Genomic DNA, 19,507 nt, shown 5'->3' with positions numbered 1-19,507 from the left:
CCCACTCCCCACTCCCTACTCCCTACTCCCTACTCCCTACTCCCTACTCCCTACTCCCCACTCCCCACTCCCTATAACAACAGCAGTACCAGTAACAGCAGAATGAACATGACCCCGGCGACACTGAGCAGGCGCAACTGTTGCTCAGCATCCTGCAGTAGCAGCAACAGCGGCAGGTTTGGCCAGCGGGCAGAGCGGGGTAACTCTGGTGCTGATGGCCGTTTGACTCTGGCAGCAGCAGCACTCAGGTGGCGCAGCAATGACTCAAACAGCACATCCACATCCCTTGCAGGCAGCTCCCAGGGCCAGTTACGCAGGCGGAGCCAGGCCAGTAGAACAATAGCAGAGCCGCCGGCAACCGGCCACAGGCCATCAAACCATTTAGCGCTTATTGCAGGTGCTGATCCCGTCAGCAACTGCGGATAAATTCCCACCAGGATAACCGTCACAAGCAGCAGGCACCAACCGCTCCACATCCCTTTTGTGCCAACCTGCGTGGAATTCGCCGCTTGCTGCCATAACAAAAACAGCAGCCGCCCCATCAGCAGGGTGGTAGCGACCGCCGCCAGCCCCAGCAGGAGGATCAGCAGGGATTCACCAAGTAGGGATGATTGCCCAAGAAACGGCTTGAGTCCGGCTTTAGCCAGAGCACCGCTGGTCAAAGGGGCACCAGCCAACGCCAGGGCGGGAAGCAACAACCCGGCGCGGGTGACATAGCGCAGTCGGGTGGGTCCATTGAGCTGACCGATCATGCCAACGCCAAGGAACAGAGCGCCTTTGGCCAGGCCATGATGCAGGGCGTAGAAACCCACCGCCGGTGCCAGCACTGGCCACTGGTGGGGCGCCGCCAAGCCGATGCCAACGGCAAACAGAGGAAAGCCGATCTGGCTGATACTCGAGTAGGCCAACAGGGTTTTCGGCTGGTTTTGCAAAAGCCCCATCACCACCCCGAAAAAAACCATCAGTAATCCCAGACCCACCAGCGTGGCCGACCAGCCAGGCAGGGTCACAGAGCCTAAGGGGAAGAGGCGCAGCAGGCCGAGCAGGCCGGCCTTGATCATCCCTCCACTGAGTACGGCGCTGGCCGGAATCGGTGCCGCCGGATGGGCCAGGGGCAACCAGAAATGCAGGGGAACGACTCCCATTTTGATCCCCAGGGCGACGAGCAATAACCCGAGAATCAGGGGCATAGCGTCAGTATGGGCGAGGACGGCGGCGACATCACTCAGCAGCAGGGAATCAGCAACCCGTGCCGCCAGCAGCAAGGCGGCAAACAACAGCACTTCACCGATAATAACCAGCCATAGATAGATTCTGCCGGCACGCAGGGCAAAGGCGGTGCCGTCGTGAATAATCAGGCCATAGGCGGCAAAGCTCATCAGGGTGAAAAAGAGGTAAAAACTGATCATGTCCAGGGCCAGGGTTAGCCCCAGGTTGCCACTCATGCACAGCAGGAAAAAGATCCAGTAGCGTAACCGCTGCGGAGAGTTTTTTGTCGAGCCGGCAGCATAGAAACCCGCTGCCAGCCACAACAGGGCAGTCAACAACAGGAAAATGCGCCCGATATCATCGACCCCCAGCTGGGTGCCGATGAGCAGCCAGGGGATAGCAACCGGCGCTCCTGCTCCCGGTAATAATGCCAGCACCAGTCCGGGGGTAGCAGCCAGAGGTGCACCGAGAAAGGCGATGCGGCGTAACGCTGAACAGGTCAGGGCGCTGACCAGCAGCAGGGGCAGCAGCGGCACCGTCAGCAGAATGACAATGGTAACAGGCGCACTCATAGGCCGTACTCGCGCGCGGCAATCAATTCAACCCAGTACAGCGGGCTGCCGAAGCTGTGGGCGAGGAGGCCTAGCGCAACAACCAGGAAGGCGGTGATCAACGGCGGTGCCAGCAATGCCCAGGTGGTTTCACGGCCGCCGCGCAGGGTCGAGGGGGGCCAATTCTGGCGTGGTTGAACAAACCAGATACGATGCAGTACCGGTAGAAAGTAACAGCTATTGAGCAGAGTACTGCCGATCAGGACGAGAACGATCCAGGGTTGATCGGCCGCCAGACCACCAAGCCCCAGATACCATTTACTGATAAAGCCGGCCAGGGGCGGCAGACCGATCATCCCCAGGGCGCCGATGGTAAAGGCCGCCATAGTCCAGGGCATGCGGCGACCGACGCCGTCCATTTCATCAATTTTATGGATGTCGAGGGTTTCGGCCAGGTTGCCGGCGCAGAAAAACAGGGTGATTTTCATCACTCCCTGATGCACCAGATGCACCAACCCACCAATAGTGGCCAGAGGGGTTGCCATCGTCACTCCGAGGAGGATGTAGGACACCTGACTGACGGTGGAAAATGCCAAACGGCGCTTCAAGTCGTTTTGACTCAAGGCGCGGATGGAACCATAGATAACGGTAAATGCCGCCAGCAGCGCCAGGGGGAAGAGCAGGTTCAGTTCGACGCTGAAGTTGATACCGTAAATATCATGAATGACCCGGATAATCCCGAAAGCTCCGGCTTTGACGACGGCGACTGCGTGCAGCAGGGCACTGACCGGTGCCGGGGCGATCATGGCGCTGGGAAGCCAGATATGCAGCGGAACCAGTGCTGCTTTGACCCCCAGGGATAAAATCAGCAGGGCAAAAATGATGGTGAGGCTGCCGTACAGTGTCGGGTCGAGGGCTGAAACAACACCCCCTGGACGGAAATCGAGGGGGCCGGCAATGGCACGTAACCAGACCGTAGCAAAAAACAGCACCACGCCGCCGCCCAGGGTGTAGGCCAGATAGATACGTCCGGCGTGCAGAGCAGCCGGTGTACCGCGATGAACCACCAGGGGGTAAGTGGAAATGGTCAGCATTTCGTAAAAAACGACGAAGGTGACCATGTCGCCGGACAGGGCAATGCCGGTGGTGGCACTGACGCAGAGACTGAAGAAGCCGAAAAAGCGGCTGCGGTGGGGCGAGCCTTCGAGGTAGCCGATGGCATAGATGGTGGTCAGCAGCCAGAGAAATGCCGAGAGGGTCAAAAAGAGCAGGGAGAGAGCATCGGCGCGCAGCACCAGCTCCATGTCCGGCAGCAGTGGCAGGCGTAATTCCGCGTATTCTCGTTGGGCCACGTGCAAGAAAAGCACAGCGACAAGCAGCAACTTAACCCCTGCCCCGCCAAGGTTGAGGATGGTGCGCAGGCGCACGCTCTGTTCCGGCAGGGTAAAAATGATCAGGCCGGGGAGCAGCGAACTGGACAGAATAGCGAGCAGAATCAGATCGTTCATGGCCCGAACTCCACCAGCAGCGGAACACTGACCGGAGCCCCGATCAAGGCAATCTGCACCGGTGCATAAGCGATCAGGCCGAACACCAGGGCAATGACCGAGAGAGCCAGCGGCGGCCACTTCATTACCCAGGGGATGACCGGATAGCTGCTGCGTTTAACGTCAAGAAAGGCCCATCCCAGGACCCGGGCGATGTAGGCGGCGGCCAGCAGAGTGCCGCTGAGGATAATCGCTATATACCACCACTGACCGGTGGCCAGGGCGGCGTTGATGAATAACCACTTGGCAAAGAAGCCACCGCTCGGAGGCAGACCGATGATGGTGGCCGCCGCGAGGGTAAACACCACTACCTGTACGCCGATGGGGCCGCCGGCACCAGCGAGACGCGAAATCCGGTCGGAACCGGCGGTGTGGTGGATCGTCCCGGCCATCAGGAACATGGCCGCCTTACCGCAGGCATGGGTCATCATTAACAGTACACCGCCGACCCAGGCGCCGGCCATGGCTTCTCCACGGGCAAGGGGGAAGACCAGGAACAGGTAGCCGATCTGGGCGATCGTGGAATAGGCGATCAGCAGTTTCAGGCGTTCCTGGCGCAGCGCCATCAGCGATCCCCAGATAATCGCCACGCAACCGAGCAGGCCGAGTAGATGGCCGATAGCAAGGGTATCAAGGGCAGGGAAGACCTCAAACCACAGACGTAGCAGAACCACGTAGGCAGCCTTGACAACCAGGGCGGAAAGGACCGCGCTGACCGGCGCCGGTGCCATGGTATGGGCCTGGGGAAGCCAGAAATGCAGGGGAAAGAGGGCACTTTTGAGCACCAGTCCGGCAATCATCAGGGACATGGCGGCATGATTGAGACGGCTATCACTGATCGTCTCGCCCAGCAGGGTAATATCTAGCGTTGCATAGGTAGCGTAAAGAATGCCGACGCCGAGCAGATAGGCCAGAGAACCCAGCAGACCGATAAAGAGATAGCGCAGTGCCGCCGCCAGAGCAGCTTTCCCCCCTTCCAGCGCGATCAGGGCAACTGAAGCGAGGGTCACAAGTTCGAGGGTGACATAGAGATTAAACAGATCGCCGGAAACAAAGAGGGCGTTACATCCGCCCCACAAAAACAGCCATAAGGGCCAGAAATAATGAGTCCGGCTGAGATGATGCTGCCGTGGCGGGAAATAGCCCAGGGCATAGCAGCTGATAATAAAGCCGACCAGGGCGGTGACAGCGAGCATCACCAGGGCAAGGCCGTCAGTACGCAGCTCAATCCCCAGCGGGGTCGGCCAATTGCCGACGGTTAAGGGCTGGGCCGTGCTGAACACCGTAGCGGCGATGGCAGCAAGGGCGCAAAAAGGGAGAAACAAGGCGGTGGTCAGGCCGATCCAGCGTGCCTGGCCTGGGGCCAGAAAGGTGGCTACCGCTGCCCCCAGGGGGAGCAGGGTCATCCATACAAACCAATTCTGCTGGACAATCAGCTCAGTCAATGGACGACTCCTCATCGACCGCCAGGGTGGTGCAACCGGTGAGTTTATTGATTCGAACCGCAAGGACAATAGCTACGGCAGTAAAACACAGGGAGACGACGATGCCGGTCAGTACCATGGCCTGGGGTACCGGGTCGGCAACTCCGCTCTCGCCGCGCGCACCCATGGCAATAAACACCATAAAAACGCCGCTGCCCATGATGTTGGCGGCGAGGATTTTACGCAACAGGTGGCGACGTATCAGCAGCGCGTGCAGGCCGAGGGAGAACAGAATGATGCCGCTACCGGCGTAGAGCGATACAGTGTTCATCATCGCCTCCCGCTTGTTGAGGGGGCTTTTGCTGCAGGGGTTGATAGATCATCAGGAGGATGTCCACCGACCACGGTGGCAGCCAGCAGCGCGGCGATGGAGGCAGTGGCGACCAGCTCAATCAGCAGAATCAAACTACCGGCCAGGTGTTCCGGATACTGCAGGGGATAGCCGGAGTACAGCAGGGTAGCGCCGGCAATTAAAAGAAAAACACCGAAACCGATCGCCAGCAGCAGGCGCAACGACAGACCCTGCCAGCGTTGCGGGAGACTGTAGCCGACGAGGATCGCCAGCAGAATGCCGGCGCTGAGCAAAGCTCCGGACTGGAACGCGCCACCGGGAGCCTGATCCCCCTGCCACAACACAAATCCTGCGACAACAATCACCAGCGGTAGCAGCAGTCGGGCAAGTCCCATCAATTGTGGTGATATGTCTTCCTGGTGAAAGAGTGGACGTGCCTGATCGAGGGACCAGATAGTGATCAGCGCCAGCAACAGGACGCCTTTTTCCAGCAAGGTATCCCAGGCACGAAAGTTCAGCAGTACCGCCGTTACCCCATGGCCGCTACCGCTGACGTCGAGGAAGGCGTTGACCAGTCCCTGCCGGCCAGGGGTGGTACCGGCGAGTTGATGCACTTCAAGGAGCAGGATCAGGGAGATTGAGGGGATCATCACGCCGACCAGCACAGGTGCCGACAGACGCTGTAAAAAAGTGAGGGGGGCTCGGCTGAAGCGGCAGCGCTCAGTCGACCCCAGGCGTCCCAGGCCAACCAGCAGCAGGGCACCGGTAATGCCGGCGCCAATGGCTGCTTCGGCGAGAGCGACGTCGGGTGCCCCCAGACGTACCCAGGCCAGGGCAAGGAGAAGGCCGAAGGCGATAAACAGCACCACAGCGCGGAACAGATCGGTGCTGGCCAGCAGCAGCCAGGCCAGGCCGATCAGGATGAGCAGCAGAACCAGATCAAAGATCAGCGCCGGTTCCATGGTCAGCGCCGCCAGGGTTGGTGCCCGTCCTGCTGCGCCTTGCGCGCGATCAGGTGGGCGACAGTTGCGCCGGCAACCAACACCAGCAGCCAGGTCAGCAGCAGGCGGATAACGACCTGCCAGCTGTCGGCCTGAATCATCAGTGCCAGTACCACCAGGCCCAGACCAAGGTTATCGGCTTTGGTCAACGCATGCAGGCGGCAATAGAGATCGGGGAAGCGCAGCAATCCGAGGGTGCCGGCAAGAAAAAAAGGCAGGGAGCAGATCAGCAGTAATGTGGTGATCAGATCAGAAAGTAACATCGCGCTCCTTTGTTTTTAAGTCGCAAATCGGTAGCGGGTCGAGATGGTTCTAAATAGTCAGGTTTCCGTTGTCGTATCGATATCTTTACGCCGCACAAAGGTCACTGCGGCAACGGCGGCCAGCAGGGCGAAGATCAGGGCAACATCCCAGATGGCAGTGTTGCCGCCGGCCTGTCCGAGTAACAGCAGGATTGCCACCGCCGTGGTACCAAAAAGTTGCGCAGCCAGCATCCGGTCGGTAGCGGTCGGCCCGCGTAAAACCCGTACCAGGCCGATGGCGATGGTCAGCAGCAGGATCAGGGCCAGACTGATATAGAGTTCAATCATCGCCGCCCCGCAGCGAACATTTGAACAGAGCGGCAACCCGGGTTTCGAGTTGATCGAGTTGCGGATCGATCTTGTGATCAAGCAGGTGTACCTTGAGGGTCGTACCGTTGAGATCGGCAGACAGGGTGCCGGGGAGCAGGCTGACGCTGTTGAGAAAGAAAACCTGCGCCGGTCCGGGAGGAAGGTTCAGCGGAAAATCGATGATCTGCGGATCCAGGGGGAGTCTGGGGGAGTAGGCGCGGCGAGCGACATCGATGCCGCCGCGCAGCGACTGCAATAGAAAATAAGGGATAAATCGAAGCAGCCCGGCAAAAGATATGCGCCAGGGGTGTGTTTGTGGTGCTGCTTCCATGACCCACAGGGCCAGCGCGATGGTCGGCACTCCGATGATCCAGGAGGACGCCCGCCCACCAGTCAGCACCCACCAGAGGAACAGACAACCGCCAAGGCGCAGGATAAAACGAGACCAACGAAATGTTACTACAGACATCGTAATACCTATAAAATAATGGCACCAATCATATGCAGGCCACCAAGGCACCAAGATCTCCAAGAAAACCAAAAAATCGGTTTATTGTTTTAACTCAAAAGCAGCCGTTGCCTCTCTTGGTGTCCTTAGAGTCTTGGTGGCTGGTTACTGTTGTCTGAAAGCATATAGCAGTCAGATGCCGGAATCCAGCTCTCAGCCGAGAAAACGGCGCATCATTGCCAGGGCCGCACGACGCCCATCGGCGGCCGCGGTGACCACCAGGTCGGCACCACGAAAGCAATCACCGCCGGCATAGACCTTGGGGTGGCCGGTCAACCCACTGGCCGGATCAATCTCCATCTGGTCCCAGCGATTACACTTAACTCCCAGCTCCACCAGTTCTGCCACCGGGGAGACATCGAACCCGAGGGCAAGGATGACCACATCCGCCGAGACGGTGTGGGCGGTGTCGGGAATAATTTCGACGCGCTGACGGCCGTCGGTATCCTTTTCCGTCAACCGGGTCTGTTCGACCTCAATACAGAACTGACCATTTTTTTCGCGGCGAATTTCCCGTGGGCTGACGTTGAAATCAAAAATGGCCCCTTCCTCAACCGCATTATGAAATTCCTTGTGGCTGCCCGGCATGTTGGCTTCGTCACGGCGATAGAGGCAGGTGACCTCTTCGGCGCCGTCGCGCAGGGCGGTGCGCAGACAATCCATGGCGGTATCGCCACCGCCAATCACCGCTACCCGTTTGCCTTGCATAATAAAACGCGGATCGGCAACTTTTCCGAACAATTGCTTTTGTTTTTCAGTTAGATAGTCCATGGCCAGCATGACGTCCGACAGATCTTCGCCGGTAATACCGGCTCTGCGCCCCTGGGTGGCACCGATGCCGACGAATACCGCGTCATGATTGTCGATCAGTTGCGGGTAAGAGATTTGTTCGCCGATTCGTTGTCCCAGATGCAGTTGCAGTCCGGCCTGTTGCAGCAGATCAAAGCGCTGGGAGACAATTTTTTTATTGAGTTTGAAGCCGGGAATACCGTAGGTCAGCAGGCCGCCGGGATGTTCGGCCTGCTCGTACATGGAGACACGGATGCCGGCACGCAGCAGAAAATGGGCGCAGGACATGCCGGCCGGGCCGGAGCCGACAATTGCAACATGGGTTTTGTGGCGCAGACCGGGAAAGGGAAGCTTCATGCCGGCGGCAAAAGCCAGGTCGGTGATGGTGGCTTCAATGGCACCGATAGTGATGGCACCGTAGCCGTCATCCAGGGTGCAGGCGCCCTCACACAGATGCCCCTGAGGACAGATGCGCCCGAGAATTTCGGGAAACGGGGAACTCTCATTGGAGAGGCGAAAAGCGCGTTCGAGGTCGCGGTCGGCGATGGCTTCGAGCCATTGGGGAATGTAATTCTGCAACGGGCAGCCGATGGTTGCACAAAAAGGGTCACCACACTGAACACAGCGCTCCGACTGCTTGCGCACCATGCGACTGGTGAAAAAGCGGTAGATTTCATCAAAATTCTGCAGCCGCTGGGTAGCTTCGAATTTATCCGGCTCCTGGCGGCCGGTTTCAATAAAACTTTGCATAGATCAATCCCCTTCTTTCGGATTAAGCGGCGCCTTCATGTCCTTGGGGGTGACCATCCAGAAATAGGCCAGCTCCTCGCGGAAATTATCGAGTATCGCCTTGGCAACCGGGCTTGCCGTGCGGTTGAAATAACTGATGAGGATACTCTTTAAGTAGAGTCTCCCTTCATTGTCTTCATCAACATCGATGCGCCGCGCGACCACCAGCTGCTGATTAAGGCGATCAATGAAATTCTTGCTGCGGTCGTAGACAAAAGCGGCGCCGCCGGTCATGCCGGCACCGAAATTGATGCCGGTTTCTCCCAGCACGACAACGGTACCGCCGGTCATATATTCGCAGGCATGGTCGCCCGTCCCCTCAACCACCGCCAGTGCGCCGGAATTACGCACGGCAAAGCGTTCGCCGGCGGTGCCGGCAACAAAGAGCTTGCCGCCGGTGGCCCCGTAAAGGCAGGTGTTGCCTACCGCCGATGCGCCCGGCTGATAAACCTGAGGGGTAATGATAATGCGACCACCATGCATCCCTTTGCCGACGTAGTCATTGCCGACACCGTGAAGAAAAAGCGATATCCCTTCAGCAAGGAAGGCACCGAGGGACTGTCCGGCAACGCCCTTCAATCTGATCGTCAACGCTTCTTTGGGTAGCCCGGAATCGCCGTAAAAACGCGCAATCTCGCCACTGATCAGGGTGCCGAAGCTGCGGTTGACGTTGCTGATTTCGCGTTCGGCCACCACCTCGGCCTGAGGATTTTTGATGACCGGATAAATCTCCTTGAGCAACTCCTTTTCAAAGGCGTTGTCATCAAAGGGATGGTTGTCGCGGGTACGCACATTGACTCCGTCGACCTGACGCAAAACGTCTGAAAGGTCGAACTGACTCAATAACGGCGTATCGAGTTTTTCCAGCAGATCACTGCGGCCAATGATCTCTTCGAGGGAGCGGAAACCCAGCACTGCCAGGATCTCGCGCACGTCTTCAGCGACGTTTTCCAGGTAACTGATGACCTTCTCGACGGTGCCGATATAGTGGGCACGCAGGTTCTCATCCTGAGTAGCGATGCCGACGGTACAGCGATTGAGGTGACAGACGCGCAGCAGCTTGCAGCCGAGCAGAACCAGCAACGGCGTGCCGAAGCCGAAACTTTCGGCGCCGAGCATGGCGGCTTTGACGACATCGCGGCCGATTTTCATGCCACCGTCGGTCTGCAGGGAGACAGCCTCGCGCAGATTGTTGGCTTTCAGGCTGATGTGAGCCTCACTCAGGCCGAACTCCCAGGGGTTGCCGGCATGTTTGATGGAACTTAGTGGCGCGGCACCGGTACCGCCATCGTGGCCGGAAATGACAATCTTGTCGGCATAGGCTTTGGCTACGCCGGCGGCAATGGTGCCGACCCCTTCGGTAGAGACCAGTTTGACGCTGATTTTTGCCTGGGGGTTGACCTGTTTGAGGTCAAAAATCAGCTGCGCCAGATCCTCAATGGAGTAAATATCGTGGTGCGGCGGCGGAGAAATCAGGGTCACTCCGGGAACGGTGAAGCGCAGGCGTGCAATCAGGGGGCTGACCTTTTCGCCGGGCAACTGACCTCCCTCTCCAGGCTTGGCGCCCTGGGCGAGTTTGATCTGGATCTCTTCGGCGCTGCGCAGATAGCCGGGGGTGACGCCGAAACGTCCTGAAGCGATCTGCTTGATACGGCTGTTGCGGATGGTTTTGAAGCGCGCAGCGTCTTCCCCACCTTCGCCGCTGTTGGAATGACCACCCATACGATTCATCGCTTCAGCCAGGGCCTCGTGGGCCTCCGGCGACAGGGCACCTAAGGACATGGCGGCGGAGTCAAAACGACGGGTGATGGCGGCAATCGGTTCCACCTGCTCAATCGGCAGGGGCGAGTGAGGGCTTTTGAAGCCGAGGGCATCGCGCACATATCTGATGCCACGGTGGTCGATCATCGAGCGGAATTTCAAATATTCTTCGCGAGTACGATGTTCAGCAAAGCGATGCAGCTGGGTTACGTGCCAGGAGTTGAAATCGTGATATTCAAACCCCGGGTTGTCGCGATAGTAGCCGCCGATCTCAAGGGGGTAGATGGGAGTCATGTAGGTTTCGGCGAAGACCTTGCGATGCACCTTGTCAATGCGTTCCTCGATCTCCTGGAAGCCCAGGCCCGGCATCAGCAGGGGCGAGCCCTTGAAGCAGGCATCAACAACCTCGGTAGCCAGACCGATAATGTCAAACAGGGCGGCGTTACGGTAGCTCGAAACGGTGCTGATCCCCATTTTTGACATGATTTTAAGAATCCCCTGGTTCAGGGCCTGGTAGATGTTCTGCAATGCTTTACGCAGTTCCCGAGGCGGTTGGTTGCGTTTTTCTCCGATTTCGAGGGCGCTGGCATACAGCAGCCAGGGGTAGATGGCAATAGCACCGTAGCCGATCAGCACGGCCGCGGCATGGGGGTCGACCACTTCACCGGTCACCACCACCAGACTGACATGCTGACGCAACCGGGTTTTGAGCAGCTGACGGTTGATATAGCCAACGGCCATGGCCATCGGAATCAGCTTGTTATCCTTGCCAAGGACCCGGTCGTCAAGAATAACGATGCGGACACCGTCGTTGCTCACCGCATCCAGTACCTGCTCGGCCAGGTGCTGCAGGGCTTTTTGCAGATCAGTGCGGAAGTCGGTATGGAAAATCCGGTACTTGTAGCAGGCTTCGAAACGCGGCAGTTGCGGGTCACCAAAGGTCAGCAGGGAATGATAGATCTCGTAGGAAAGAAAGGGTGATACGCTTTTCAAGCGCATGGCGCGGCTTTTGGTTTCGATCAGCGGGTTGCCGATGCCGCCGAAGCCGATGGTGGTCGACATCACCGCTTTTTCACGCAAGGGGTCGATGGGCGGATTGGTGACCTGGGCGAATTTCTGCTTGAAAAAATCGCTGAAGTTACGCTGTTGATCGGAAAAAGCCGCCAGCGGCGTGTCGTCCCCCATGGAGCCGACCGGTTCCTTGCCGTCAGTCATCATCGGCCGGATGACCAGATCAACGACCTCCGCGGTGATATGGTGATACCGCTGAACGGTCTCAAGATCGGGGTAGCGGTAGTCCTTGTCGTCGCAGAACTGGCGACCGATAAATTCCTGCAGGTAGTAGGTGTGTTCGGTCAGCCACTGATTGTAAGGCTGGGACTCCATCAGATAGCGGTCGATATCGCGGGTGTAGAAGATCTGCCCGGAGTTCAGGTCGGCGGCAATCATCTGGCCACTTTGCAGCCGGCCACGCTCGCGGATCATCTCGGCCGGCGTGTCGATGACACCGTACTCGCTACTGATCAGCAGGCGATTATCAACGGTGATGATGTATTTTGCCGGGCGCAGACCGTTGCGATCGAGGATACAGCCGATGTAACGGCCATCGGTCAGGCTGATGGCGGCCGGGCCGTCCCAGGGCTCATAGGCGCCGGAGGTGTACTCATAAAAAGCGCGCAGTTTGGCCGGCATGTTGGCGACATTGTGACGTGCCGGCGGCACCAGGCCGCGGATGGCCTTGAAAAAATCGACGCCGTTGGCCAGTTTAAACTCAATCATGTTATCGAGGCTGGCGCTGTCACTGACCCCTTCTTCGAGCAATGGCATGATCCGTGCCATCTCATCCTCAGTAAAAACCGGACTGCGCGCATCACTGAACTTGTAGCGGGCCTTGAAGCGGTTGCCCTGGATCGAATTGATCTCGCCGTTGTGGGCAATCACGCGTAAGGGTTGAGCGAGCTTCCACTGGGGCAGGGTGTTGGTGGAAAAGCGCTGGTGAAAGAGGGCAAACGAAATTTCAAAGTCGGAATCCTGCAGATCGGGGAACAGGGTTTCGATGTAGGTCGGCATGACCAGCCCTTTGTAGCTGATCAGGGTGCGCGAAAAGCTGGTGATGTAAAAATGCGGATCAGCGACAAACTGTTTTTCTGCCTCCTTGCGCGTTAGATAGAGCAGAGCATCAAAGCGCTTGGTAGCAATCAGTGCCGCCGGTACGACAAAAATCTGGAAGATCTGTGGCAGCCGGCTTAATGCGTACTCGCCGAGGGCCTCGGTGTTGACCGGAACCTCGCGGGTAAAGAGGATCTGCAGGTCATTCTTGCTGCAGAACTTCTCGAACAGCGGCAGCTGCTTTTTCGCATCACGAGTAAATACCACCGCAACGGCAAACTGCTCCGGCAGAGAGATGTCCTGTTCTTCTGCTGCTTTACTGAGAAAGCCGACGGGCATGGAGCAGAGCAGACCGGAACCATCGCCGGTCTTGCCATCAGCAGCAATGGCACCACGATGCATCATGCGTTTTAGCGCTTTGATGGAATCTTTCAGGAGCTGATGGCTGGGTTGGTTGTCAATCTGGGCGAGCAAGCCAAAGCCACAGTTGTCACGAAATTTTTCTGCTGGATTCATAAAAAAAACCTGTCCTTTGCTGGGGTGATGCATGTCGCGTAGATGGTGCGCTGAGCTGTCGTTACTTGAATAATGGGTAAGGGCAAACATCTGATGCAAAAAGCGTGCACAATGTCTGGAAAGAAATAGCGGCCTGCAACCAATAGCAAGGTGCCGGATCAGCGCCATCGTTGCAGCTGTGATGTTGCTGAAACATTACGCAGTTTACTGCAGTGTGTGCTATAAAAAACAGCAATTTGAAAATTATCATATGTTTACTGCAAGAGGAGACACATTTATGAGTAAGTCTCAGCGGGTGTCGACGGGCTATGCCGAACTGGATGATATCCTTGATGGTTTGCGCATTGGCGACAATGTCGTGCTTAAGGTCGAGTCGATTGACGATTACCGCTATTTTGTTCAACCTTTTGTTGACCAGGCGCTGCGCGATGGCCGCACCATCAACTATATGCGTTTTGGTGATCATCTGCCGTTGCTGGCTGAAGCGCCCCAAGTTCAGGTCCATCAGATCGATCCCAAAGAGGGCTTTGAGCCCTTCGCCGGCCAGGTTTATCAGATCATTACTGACCAGGGGAAGGAGGCTTTCTATGTTTTTGATTGCCTTTCCGAGCTGCTGTCGGCCTGGGCCACCGATCACATGATCGGCAATTTTTTCCGTATCACCTGCCCTTATCTGTTCGATCTTGATACCGTCGCCTATTTTGCCCTGATCCGCAGCCGGCATGCCTTCCGCACGGTTGAACAGATCCGCAATACCACCCAGGTGTTGATCGATGTTTTCAGCCACGAAGATCACTTTCATCTTCAGCCCCTCAAGGTCTGGCAGCGACGTTCGCCGACCATGTTTCTGCCGCATCATAAGATCGGCGAGCGCTTTATTCCCTTGACCAACAGTTTTGAGTCGACCCGGCTCTACAAGTCATTGGCGGAGCGCACCGCCAACGGTGGTCGGCGCCAGATTGATCATTGGCACCGGCTGTTTATGGATGCGGAAGATCTCTGTCGCGACAATGGTTCCGGTTATGATCGTGACAGTATGGTGCGCCATCTTTGCCGCCATGTTCTTGCCCGCGAGGAGCGGATGCTGGCGTTAGCGCGTGAATATTTCAGCCTGCCCGATCTGCTCGATATCAAATCCCGCATCATCGGTACCGGCTTTATCGGCGGCAAGGCCGTCGGCATGCTTTTGGCTCATCATATTTTGCGCCGCGATGAGAGCTTTGACTGGGATCATCATCTGGAAAAGCACGATTCCTACTATGTCGGTTCCAACGTTTATTATTCCTACATCGTACACAATAATCTCTGGCCCCTGTTTATGCAGCAGAAAGCCGAAGCCGGTTATTTCAGCGTTGCTGCCGAACTGCGCGAGAAGATGCTCGCGGGCAGATTTCCGGAGGAAATCCGCGAGGAATTTCAGCAGATGCTCGAATATTACGGCCAGTATCCGATCATTGTGCGTTCCAGTTCATTGCTCGAAGACGGTTTCGGCAACGCCTTTGCGGGTAAATATGACAGTTTTTTCTGTGTCAACCAGGGCAGTCCGGAAGAGCGTCTGGAGGCGCTGGAAAATGCTGTCCGCAAGGTCTTTGCCAGTGCCATGAGTGAAGACGCCCTGAGCTACCGTTTGCAGCGGGGCCTTGATAAAAAAGACGAGCAGATGGCACTGCTGATCCAGCGCGTTTCCGGGTCTTATCGCAAGCATTACTACCTGCCGGAATTGGCGGGTGTCGGCGTGTCGTACAATACCTTTGTCTGGGACAAGGAGATGGATCCCCAGGCCGGTATGTTGCGTCTGGTGGTGGGGATGGGGACCCGCGCTGTTGACCGCTCCGAGGTTGACTATCCGCGCGTGGTCGCCCTTGACGCGCCGACCCGACGGCAGCATAAAGGCTTTGAGGATGTGCGCAAGTTCTCTCAGCACGATATTGACCTGCTCAACATCAACGACAACAGTTTGCAGACCCTGTCCCTGTATAATCTTGCGCAAGAGGATCTTGGTCTCCCCTGGGACATTTATGCCGTCCGCGACGAAGACACCATCCGGTTGCTGCAGGAACGTGGCCGCAAGGTTGCCAACGTCTGGATGCTGACCTTTGACGATTTCCTTGAGCAGAGCGATTTTGCCCCGTTGATGCAGCGGCTGCTCAAGACTATTGAACGGGCCTATGGCTATCCGGTTGATGTGGAGTTTACCGCTAACTTCACCGCCGATCGCACGGTTAAAATCGATGTCGTGCAGTGTCGCCCGCTTCAGACTCGCGGTGCTGAGTCGACCCTGGAGATCCCTCAGGACATTGCTGATGATAAGTTGCTGTTCCGCTCAACCGGCAATTTTATGGGCGGGAATGTCTCCCACGCGCTGGACTGGATTATCTGGATTGAGCCGGCGGAATACCTGCGTTTGCCGCTGTCGGAAAAATACGAGGTGGCGCGCCTGGTGGGGCGGCTTAATCGGCGGATTGCCGGTCGTGATCAAGGCGGACGCACCATGCTGATCGGGCCAGGGCGCTGGGGGACGACGACACCTTCCCTCGGTGTGCCGGTGTCCTTTTCGGAGATCAACAATTTGACCGCCCTGGTCGAGGTGGCGTTTCCTTCTGGTGGTCTGATGCCGGAGCTGTCTTTCGGCTCGCACTTTTTCCAGGATCTGGTCGAAGCTGATATCTTCTACCTGGCCCTGTTCCCGGAGCACCCGGGGTGTACCCTTAACCGTGCCTGGTTGCAGGATCGGCCCAACGCACTGGATGGGCTGATCCCCTCCAGCGGTCATTACAAGTCAGTGGTCAAGGTCTGCCGTGTGCCGGATACCGGCATACGCCTGATGGCCGACGTGGTATCGCAGGAACTGGTCTGTTTTGAGGGGGAGCAGGAGTAGGGAGAAGGGAGTGGGTAGTGGGGAGTGGGTAGTGGGGAGTGGGTAGTGGGGAGTGGGTAGTGGGTAGTGGGTAGTGGGTAGTGGGTAGATATGCAAAAAGCCCGGCGTTAAGGCCGGGCTTTTTGCAGTATTCTATATTCTGTCTTCCGACTTCTAAATTCTAAACCAGCCCCATGGCCAGCATGGCGCGGGCGACCTTGGTGAAGCCGGCAATGTTGGCACCTAATACATAGTTGCCTGGTGCGCCATATTCCTCTGCGGTTTCAAAACAATCGTTGTGAATGTTCTGCATGATGTCCTGTAGCCGATCCTCGGTGTGATCGAAGGTCCAGGAGTCGCGACAGGCATTCTGCTGCATTTCCAGCGCGCTGGTGGCAACCCCGCCGGCATTGGCGGCTTTGCCGGGGCCGTAAGCGGTGCCGGCCTCCTGGAAAACCTTGATGCCTTCCGGCGTGGTCGGCATGTTGGCTCCCTCGCCTACGGCGATACAGCCGTTTTTCACCAGGGTTCTAGCGTCCTTACCGTTAAGCTCGTTTTCGGTGGCGCAGGGCAAGGCAACCTGGCAAGGGATATCCCAGATGCTCCCTTTCTCAATGTGGCGTGCGTGCTTGTGGTAGCTAACGTAGTCCTTGATGCGGCGCCGTTCGATTTCCTTGAGCTGCTGAACCAATTCGAGGTCGATTCCATTTTCATCAACAATGTAGCCGTTGGAATCGGAGCAGGCAATCACCTTGCCGCCCAGTTGATGGACTTTTTCGATGGCATAGATAGCGACGTTGCCACTGCCGGAGACGACACAGGTTTTGCCGTCGAAGCTGTCCTTGCGCACCTTGAGCATTTCATCAACAAAGAAAACCACACCGTAGCCGGTGGCTTCGGTGCGGACCAGGGAACCGCCCCAGTTGAGCCCTTTGCCGGTCAGCACACCGGCTTCCCAGCGGTTGTTGAGGCGCTTGTACTGGCCGAACATGTAACCGACTTCACGGCCACCGACACCGATGTCACCAGCGGGAATATCGGTGTGTTCACCGATGTGACGCTGCAGCTCAGTCATAAAGCTCTGGCAGAAACGCATGATCTCGCCGTCGGTTTTGCCTTTGGGGTCAAAGTCGGAACCACCTTTGCCGCCGCCAATCGGCATGCCGGTCAGGGCGTTTTTGAAAATCTGCTCAAAACCGAGGAACTTGATAATCCCCAGATAGACTGAAGGGTGAAAGCGCAGACCGCCCTTGTAGGGACCGAGGGCGCTGTTGAACTGAACGCGAAAGCCGCGGTTGATCTGGACGCGGCCGTGGGTATCCATCCAGGGCACCCGGAAGATAATCTGCCGCTCCGGCTCGCAGATCCGCTCGATAATTTTGTGGTGGGCAAAAGCGGGGTTTTTGACCAGCACCGGTCCGAGGGATTCAAGGACCTCGCGCACGGCCTGATGGAATTCGACTTCACCGGGGTTACGGGATAGGACTTCCTGATAGATGGGTTCAATTTTTTCGTCGAGTTGTACCATCATTGTGTGTACCTCCTTGTATGAAATGATGACAGCAGCGGCACGTTAGCAGCATTGATCTTGCCGTTGGCGAAACAGGTCGGTAAGAAAACAATCTGTTTAGGGTCAGCAAGAATTGTGCCTAATGTTCGAGTGGTGGGCGGTCCGGTTGTGGCGTTTGCGGTTGTATCAGGCCGGACTCTGGGTCCGGGGAGTCTTTGTTGCCGGCGGTAAGGGTCCGGCCGTATCGGGTTGGTCGGGTATCGTCAGGTGTTGACCATTGACGATGCCCGATGCTTGGGTTGATTGAGTAGTTTGTTACTCTATATGAGTTTATTGTTGCTTTGTAGTATCGTTCTCATGTCTGGACTACAAAGGGCATTGTATCACCAACTGCCGGCAAGGTATAAAAAAATTGTATCTGTTCAGCGCCTGGTCGGTAAAAACATTTAAAAACAAATAAATACTAAACTGTCATGGACAAAAAAACCATCATTCGATATATTACCAATCAAGTTTTTTTTGTTGGTTTGCCGGCCGTACAGATGGGGAGATAGTCGATGAAGAATAGACGTTTCGTGTTGACTGTTTTTGTGGGGACATTATTGTTCCTGGCCGCGGGCTGCTCAACGGTTGAGGTCAAAGGTTATGCCGGGCAACAGCCCGAGTTCGATCTCTTTGACTACTTCATCGGTGAGACCAGAGGCTGGGGCATTGTCCAAAATCGCAAAGGGGAATTGCTGCGTCAGTTTGTCGTTGATATCAATGGCTATCTTAACGATGCGGGTGAGCTGGTGTTGGATGAGCAGTTTGTCTGGAGTGATGGTGAGCACAGCGAGCGTATCTGGACCATCGAGAGGACCGGCCCCCACGAATTTCGCGGGCGGGCAGCGGACGTTTTTGGTGCCGCTGAGGGGGCAGTTTATGGCAACGTACTGAACTGGAATTATCAGCTGAATCTTGAAGCGCGTGGCTCAACCTGGAAGGTACGTTTTGATGACTGGATGTTTTTACAGCCGGATGGTGTTTTGCTGAACCGCGCGACCATGTCCAAGTTCGGATTTGAGCTGGCACAAGTGACGATTGCTTTTCAGCCGGTTGAAAATGCAGGAGACGATGATGATGCGAATGATTAAAAGATGTCTGCCCGGTACCGGTTCAGGGATCCTGTGCCAAGGGGCGCTTTTCGCCCTCCATGGCCGCTTGAGTGTCGCCCTCCATGGCGACAGACACCCTTGTCACAGGACCCCCGAACCTGCGCCAAGGACTGAGGTGAATAGTTACTATAAAATTTTGCTGCTGTTGCCATTGTTTCTGCTGTTAGCGATGGCACAGGCTCATGCTGACCCTGCAGATGGTATGGTTGTTCGCGGTGAAGGCAATGTTCGCTATATGGGTTTCATTCGTGTCTATGACGCTGAGCTGCTGGCGCCGGCAGACGCGGTACTGAACGATGTGCTGCAGGCGCAGCGTTCTTTTTGTCTGCGTCTGACCTACAAGGTAGCGTTGACCGCGGAGAATTTTGTCACTGCCGCCGAAGAGATCCTGTTACGCCAATATTCCCAAAGCGCGCTTGCAAGCTACCGGACGCAGATTGACCGGCTCCATCAAGCCTATCGCGATGTTGCCAAGGGGGATCATTATCGACTTTGCTACGATGCCGCCAATCAGACCACCCGGCTGATCCTCAATGATGAGGTGCTGGTTAGTGTTATTTCTCCGGAGTTTGCTATTCTTTATGCCGGTATCTGGCTCGACGCCGAGCGACCGCTGGATACGGGATTACGTAACCGGTTGCTGGCTTCACTGACTGACGGGCGAGGGTAATGATGGCATTGGAACATTTTTTTAATACCTACCAGCGACTGAACCGCGACAACCTTGAGCTGCTTGACGAGATCTACAGTCCTGATGTGCGCTTCAGTGATCCGGCCCACAGTTTGAACGGGCTGGCGGCCCTGCGTGATTATTTTGCT

Annotated in this window: 15 protein-coding genes; 4 read left to right on the top strand and 11 right to left on the bottom strand. The window is 56.7% G+C overall.

The window, feature by feature from the left end:
• Positions 1-71: 71 nt before the first annotated feature.
• From AC6F7T_RS03015 to gltB, 10 genes are all read right to left on the bottom strand, one after another.
• Positions 72-1,781, bottom strand: a complete 1,710-nt coding sequence (locus AC6F7T_RS03015) for a proton-conducting transporter transmembrane domain-containing protein (RefSeq protein WP_500716492.1) — start codon at positions 1,779-1,781, stop codon at positions 72-74.
• Positions 1,778-3,268, bottom strand: a complete 1,491-nt coding sequence (locus AC6F7T_RS03010; protein WP_500716491.1) for a proton-conducting transporter transmembrane domain-containing protein — start codon at positions 3,266-3,268, stop codon at positions 1,778-1,780. The genes AC6F7T_RS03015 and AC6F7T_RS03010 overlap by 4 nt, the downstream gene beginning before the upstream one ends.
• Complete coding sequence (locus AC6F7T_RS03005; protein WP_500716490.1) at positions 3,265-4,752, bottom strand: proton-conducting transporter transmembrane domain-containing protein; 1,488 nt, start codon at positions 4,750-4,752, stop codon at positions 3,265-3,267. The genes AC6F7T_RS03010 and AC6F7T_RS03005 overlap by 4 nt, the downstream gene beginning before the upstream one ends.
• Positions 4,745-5,065 (bottom strand): NADH-quinone oxidoreductase subunit K, encoded by a 321-nt coding sequence (locus AC6F7T_RS03000; protein ID WP_500716489.1) that lies wholly within the window; start codon positions 5,063-5,065, stop codon positions 4,745-4,747. The genes AC6F7T_RS03005 and AC6F7T_RS03000 overlap by 8 nt, the downstream gene beginning before the upstream one ends.
• Positions 5,062-6,045, bottom strand: a complete 984-nt coding sequence (locus AC6F7T_RS02995) for a hydrogenase subunit MbhD domain-containing protein (protein WP_500716488.1) — start codon at positions 6,043-6,045, stop codon at positions 5,062-5,064. Before AC6F7T_RS02995 ends, AC6F7T_RS03000 begins: the two co-directional genes overlap by 4 nt.
• A 2-nt stretch (positions 6,046-6,047) precedes the next feature.
• A complete protein-coding gene (mnhG, locus tag AC6F7T_RS02990) occupies positions 6,048-6,347 on the bottom strand; it encodes a monovalent cation/H(+) antiporter subunit G (RefSeq protein ID WP_500716487.1) in 300 nt (99 codons plus the stop codon).
• A 57-nt stretch (positions 6,348-6,404) separates the two neighbouring features.
• Positions 6,405-6,674 (bottom strand): monovalent cation/H+ antiporter complex subunit F, encoded by a 270-nt coding sequence (locus AC6F7T_RS02985; RefSeq protein WP_500716486.1) that lies wholly within the window; start codon positions 6,672-6,674, stop codon positions 6,405-6,407.
• Entirely contained in the window at positions 6,667-7,164 is a 498-nt protein-coding gene (locus tag AC6F7T_RS02980; RefSeq protein WP_500716485.1) for a Na+/H+ antiporter subunit E, read from the bottom strand. Before AC6F7T_RS02980 ends, AC6F7T_RS02985 begins: the two co-directional genes overlap by 8 nt.
• 192 nt (positions 7,165-7,356) lie before the next feature.
• Complete coding sequence (locus AC6F7T_RS02975) at positions 7,357-8,742, bottom strand: glutamate synthase small subunit GltD family protein (protein ID WP_500716484.1); 1,386 nt, start codon at positions 8,740-8,742, stop codon at positions 7,357-7,359.
• Positions 8,743-8,745: 3 nt separating this feature from the next.
• On the bottom strand, positions 8,746-13,167 hold the full coding sequence (gene gltB / locus AC6F7T_RS02970) for a glutamate synthase large subunit (protein WP_500716483.1): 4,422 nt from the start codon (positions 13,165-13,167) through the stop codon (positions 8,746-8,748).
• A gap of 277 nt (positions 13,168-13,444) precedes the next feature.
• On the opposite strand from gltB, the gene AC6F7T_RS02965 reads away from it, so the two are divergent.
• Positions 13,445-16,045 carry a PEP/pyruvate-binding domain-containing protein gene (locus tag AC6F7T_RS02965; protein WP_500716482.1) on the top strand — a complete coding sequence of 867 codons (2,601 nt, stop codon included), beginning with the start codon at positions 13,445-13,447 and terminating at the stop codon, positions 16,043-16,045.
• A gap of 160 nt (positions 16,046-16,205) precedes the next feature.
• On the opposite strand, the gene gdhA is transcribed toward AC6F7T_RS02965, so the two are convergent.
• Positions 16,206-17,555, bottom strand: a complete 1,350-nt coding sequence (gdhA, locus tag AC6F7T_RS02960; protein ID WP_500716481.1) for an NADP-specific glutamate dehydrogenase — start codon at positions 17,553-17,555, stop codon at positions 16,206-16,208.
• A gap of 536 nt (positions 17,556-18,091) precedes the next feature.
• Here gdhA and AC6F7T_RS02955 point away from each other — a divergent pair.
• The 3 genes from AC6F7T_RS02955 to AC6F7T_RS02945 form a co-directional block, all read left to right on the top strand.
• Entirely contained in the window at positions 18,092-18,667 is a 576-nt protein-coding gene (locus tag AC6F7T_RS02955) for a DUF3833 family protein (RefSeq protein ID WP_500716480.1), read from the top strand.
• Between the two features lie 136 nt (positions 18,668-18,803).
• Complete coding sequence (locus AC6F7T_RS02950) at positions 18,804-19,358, top strand: chalcone isomerase family protein (RefSeq protein ID WP_500716479.1); 555 nt, start codon at positions 18,804-18,806, stop codon at positions 19,356-19,358.
• Positions 19,358-19,507, top strand: a 150-nt coding sequence (locus tag AC6F7T_RS02945; RefSeq protein ID WP_500716493.1) for a nuclear transport factor 2 family protein, incomplete at its 3' end; no start/stop codon positions are given. The genes AC6F7T_RS02950 and AC6F7T_RS02945, both read left to right, overlap by 1 nt.

This window comes from Pelovirga sp., assembly GCF_059864205.1.
Note: the sequence above shows the minus strand (reverse complement) of the source record. Positions and strands in the feature narration are given on the sequence as shown.